We start from the raw sequence: 4,495 nt of genomic DNA, 5'->3' as shown, positions 1-4,495 counted from the left end.
GCTGCATGCGCTTCTCTCTCAAACTTCGTTCAAATTTCCAGGTTATCGATCAAGCGCGTCGTGCCCAGCTTCGCGGCGGCCAGCACGACGAGCGGGGTCGCGGTATCGGCAGGGCCGGGCGGCAGTAGGTCCACACGCCTTCTCACCGCGATGTAATCAGGCTGCCAGCCACGCTGCGCAAGGGATCCGACGGCTTCTTTTTCTATCGATGCAAAGTCGCGATTGCCAGCCAGCACCGCGTCGCGTACGCGATTCAGCGCTTTTGCCAGGATTGGCGCTTCAGCGCGCTCGGCCGTTTGCAGGAAGCGATTGCGCGAGCTGAGCGCCAGGCCGTCGGCGTCGCGCACGGTTTCAGCAGCGATGATTTCCGTGGGCAATGCAAACTGGTGGCACATCTGCCGCACGATCATCAGCTGTTGATAATCTTTCTTGCCGAAGACTGCCACGCGCGGCTGCACGCAAGACATCAGCTTCATCACGACGGTACACACGCCCTGGAAGAAACCCGGGCGGAATTCGCCTTCCAGGATGTCGCCCAGATTGGTTGGCGGATGAACCCGGTATTGCTGCGGCTCCGGATAAAGATCGGCTTCGGTCGGCGCGAACAGCACGTACACGTTCTCGGACTGCAGCTTTTCGATGTCGTCCTGCAGCGTGCGCGGGTATTTATCAAAATCTTCGTTCGGCCCGAACTGCAGCCGGTTCACGAAAATGCTGGCAACCACCGGATCGCCATGCTGGCGCGCGAGCCGCATGAGCGACAGGTGGCCCTCGTGCAGGTTACCCATGGTCGGCACAAAGGCGGTTCGGTTCTGGCCGCGCAACTGGTCGCGCAGTTCATGGATCGAGCTGATGACTTTCATCTAGCGGGTGTCTCCTGGCGGGCAGCTTTGAAAACACTGCTCCAAGGGGAAAGAAAAGGGGAAGGGCGCTGCGCTGCTTTTGCGCCGCCAGCGCGCCAGGAAAGGCCACGCCACGGAAGCCCGGGTCACGGATCTAAGCCGGCGAATACGCGAGTCTCACGTAGATGGGCGCATAGGGCTCGGCCTGAGTGATTTCAATCAGCGCTTCACGCGACAGTTCCAGCATCGCGATGAAATTCACCACCACGACGGGAACACCACGCGACGCGTCGAAGAGATCGCCGAATTCCATGAAGCGGGCGTTCTGCAGGCGCCGCAGGATTGTGCTCATGTGCTCGCGCACCGACAATTCCTCACGCGAGATCTTGTGATGCTCGACTAGCCGGGCGCGCTTGATGACGTCGGCCCAGGCGGCGCGCAGGTCGTTTGCATCGACGTCGGGAAAGCGTTGCGCCGAACTCTGCTCGACGTACACCTCTGCCCGCAGGAAGTCGCGGCCCAGTTGCGGCAGGTGGTCCAGGCGCTGCGCCGCGAGCTTCATCTGCTCGTATTCCAGCAAGCGCCGCACGAGTTCGGCGCGCGGGTCTTCCGCTTCCTCACCCGTATCCGCCTTTTTCACCGGCAGGAGCATGCGCGACTTGATCTCGATCAGCATGGCCGCCATCAACAGGTATTCCGCCGCGAGTTCCAGGTTGGATTCGCGAATCTGGTCGACGTAGCCCAGGTACTGGCGGGTCACGTCGGCCATCGGGATGTCGAGGACGTTGAAATTTTGCTTGCGGATCAGGTACAGCAGCAAGTCGAGCGGACCTTCGAACGCTTCGAGGAAAATCTCGAGGGCGTCCGGCGGGATATACAGGTCGGTCGGCAGCTTCCAGAGCGGTTCGCCGTACAAATGCGCAAACGCCACGCCGTCAATGGTGTTCGGCGTGGAGTCGGTCGCGGGCGCGGCTAGCGCCGCGGCGCGATCATCCTTGCCCGAATGCCCGGGGCGCCCCGAAGGGTGTCCCGAACGCTCCGCGGCTTGCGGCGCCTCGCGGGCGGCACTCACGTTCAGAAGTTCTGGTAATAGACGTAGGGCGTTTGTTCGACTCGCGATGTCTTGATTTCCGAGCGCTCGTCGAGGTCGATAGGCTGTTTGTCCCACAACAGCGCACGGCCCTGACGCTGTTCTGCTTCGAGGGACGGTTTCTGCTCTTTCATCTGATTGATGAACTGGGTGATGTCCGACAGGTACATGATTCGACTTCCGTTGGCTCAGAGCGATTCGAAAACGGGCGCGGCGGAGGTTCCAGGCGAATGCCGCCGTGAGTCGCCGCCGTGATTCATTGCAATTTTACCGCAAGCATCAGGCAGCGGAGCAGTTAACACGTCCCAAGCCCGCCTGAAGGTCGCGGATAGGCGGAGACATCGGCCATTCGGTCTGGGGGAGTGGCCGTGCAGGCAACGATACGCAATGGTAAAACGATGTCAATTATTGATGCAGGCACGGAACAAGCTCTGCAGGGAGCCGTCCAAGGCGCACCCTAGCCATTTTTAGAAACGGTGGGGTTAAGCGGGGCGGCGATCGGGTCGAATGTTGTCCGATCGGCCAAGCTGTCGGCTTTTGGGCCAGCCGGCCGTGCCAGTGTGGTGAAATAGCGCCTGCTGGACTGGCGCTCGGCGTGTGCGCAACACCTCGCCAGCATCGAGCCTTCAGCGAACGCCGGCTGTCCCGTGTCACCCACGCAGTCCCATTAATTCAACCCTGGAGGTCACGTTTGGCGGGGCGCCTGTTTGATCCGCTGCGCTTCAAGCGCGGGCAAGCCGATGACCGGCGGCTGAAGCCGCCGGTCATCGCGTCGTCGAAGGCGCCTTCCCGTGCGTGGTGGTGGTCATCCGTGCGCCGTGTCGCCTGGTCGCTCCACGCGCTGGCGATGTTTGCCGTCGCCCAGCCCGCGCACGCGAAATACGACGTCGATATCGACGCACCGCGCAGCGTCCGGTCGTTGTTGAAAGACCATCTGGATTTGTCGCGTTTCAAGAAGCGTGACGACATCAGCGACGAACAATTCGACTTCCTGGTCACGGCCACGCCACAGGAGGTCCGCGATCTGGTTGCGACCGACGGTTATTTCACGCCGATCGTGCGAACCGACGTAAAACATGACGGCGATAAAAAATCCATCACGATCAGCGTCGATCCCGGTCCGCAGACCAAGGTCGCTTCCGTCTCGCTGACGTTCAAGGGTGCAATCACGACCGAAGACCCCGCGCAGGAAAACACTGCGCGTCTCGCGTTTTCAGTCAAGGAAGGCGATCCGTTCTCGCAAAACGCGTGGGACGACGCGAAAAACGCCGCGCTCAAAGCGCTGCAGGCACGCCGGTACCTCGGCGCGAAAATCTCGCAATCCAAGGCGCGCGTGAATCCGCGGACGCACATAGCGGATTTATCGGTGACATTCGATAGCGGCCCGACCTTCACCTTCGGCCAGCTCGACATCAGCGGCGTCCGGCGTTACCCGGAAAAGATCATTCACAACGTGAACCGGATTCATCCCGGCGACACCTACGACGTCGCGCGCGTGAACGAGTTGCAGCGGCAGTTGCAGAACACGCCGTACTACGCGTCGGTGGCTATCGATGCGGATAACGACGTCAACAAGCCGAATGAAACACCGATGCACCTGAAGGTCAGCGAGTATCCGTACAACAGCGTGCGTTACGGCGTGGGTTACGCGACTGATACCGGCCCGCACATCCAGGGCGCTTACAGTTACCTCGATACCTTCGGCAAGGCTTATCCATTCACCATCTCCGGTCGCCTGGACCAGACCCAGCAATACGGCCAGGTGCAGCTCGCGATGCCGCCGGACGGCCGCACCTGGGTGAACAGCGTGCTGGCTTCGTACACGAACACGAACGTATCCGACACGCGCATCTACAGCGCGCGCGTGGGCGTGCAGCGCACGCGCTCGCTGCAGAACATCGACACCACGTTTTCGCTGCTGCTCTATGCCGACCGGCTGACGCAGAATCTTGGGCCGCCGACCTCCAGCCGTGCGCTCGTGCCGTCGTGGCAATGGGTGCGACGCAATGTGGACGATCCGTTGTTTCCGCGCTCGGGCAACCTGATTCGGGCGGAAGCGGACGTCGCGGTGAAGGGCATTCTCACCGATCAAACCTTTGGCCGCGTTTATACGAACCTGCTGCAATATCTGCCGCTGGGCAAGAGCGACCTGTTCGTGTTCCGCGCGGAGTTTGGCGGGGTATTTACGGCTGGTAGCTCGAACGGCGTTCCCGCGTCGCTGCTGTTCCGCGCGGGCGGCGCGAATTCGGTGCGCGGTTACGGTTACCAGAGCATTGGTAATGACGTCGATGGGTCCGTCTTGCCGACCAAGTACCTGATGACCGGCAGTTCGGAGTACCAGCATTGGTTTTCACACGATTGGGGTGGTGCGGTGTTCTTCGACATAGGCACCGCCACCGATACGTGGAACGAGCGCGTGTTCGAGCCGGGCACGGGTGTCGGCGTGCGCTGGCGCAGTCCGGTCGGTCCGGTGAACGTGGATATTGCGTATGGCTTCAAGAACCGGGACATCCGTCCGTACCTGACGCTCGGAATCGCCTTTTGATGAATTTGCATAGAGATT

Annotated in this window: 4 protein-coding genes; 1 reads left to right on the top strand and 3 read right to left on the bottom strand. The window is 61.1% G+C overall.

The window, feature by feature from the left end:
• Window positions 1-29 precede the first annotated feature (29 nt).
• The 3 genes from panC to JWR14_RS27835 all read right to left on the bottom strand — a co-directional run bounded on the left by panC (window position 30) and on the right by JWR14_RS27835 (window position 2,105).
• Window positions 30-863, bottom strand: a complete 834-nt coding sequence (panC, locus tag JWR14_RS27845) for a pantoate--beta-alanine ligase (protein WP_299715251.1) — start codon at window positions 861-863, stop codon at window positions 30-32.
• A 133-nt stretch (window positions 864-996) separates the two neighbouring features.
• The gene (locus JWR14_RS27840; RefSeq protein ID WP_299715262.1) at window positions 997-1,782 is read right to left on the bottom strand and encodes a ScpA family protein; all 786 of its coding nucleotides are present in this window, start codon (window positions 1,780-1,782) and stop codon (window positions 997-999) included.
• Window positions 1,783-1,916: 134 nt separating this feature from the next.
• Complete coding sequence (locus JWR14_RS27835; protein WP_179841320.1) at window positions 1,917-2,105, bottom strand: DUF3460 family protein; 189 nt, start codon at window positions 2,103-2,105, stop codon at window positions 1,917-1,919.
• 674 nt (window positions 2,106-2,779) lie between these two features.
• Here JWR14_RS27835 and JWR14_RS27830 point away from each other — a divergent pair.
• A complete protein-coding gene (locus tag JWR14_RS27830; protein WP_299715254.1) occupies window positions 2,780-4,477 on the top strand; it encodes an autotransporter assembly complex family protein in 1,698 nt (565 codons plus the stop codon).
• The last annotated feature ends 18 nt before the right edge of the window (window positions 4,478-4,495 follow it).

It is taken from the genome of Caballeronia sp., assembly GCF_028292365.1.
In the GTDB taxonomy this organism is placed as follows: domain Bacteria; phylum Pseudomonadota; class Gammaproteobacteria; order Burkholderiales; family Burkholderiaceae; genus Caballeronia.
Note: the sequence above shows the minus strand (reverse complement) of the source record. Positions and strands in the feature narration are given on the sequence as shown.

Bases quoted from the DNA above. Each gene is read 5' to 3' on its own strand.
- JWR14_RS27830 (WP_299715254.1), top strand. From the start codon at position 2,780: ATGTTTGCCGTCGCCCAGCCCGCGCACGCGAAATACGACGTCGATATC.
- panC (WP_299715251.1), bottom strand. From the start codon at position 863: ATGAAAGTCATCAGCTCGATCCATGAACTGCGCGACCAGTTGCGCGGC.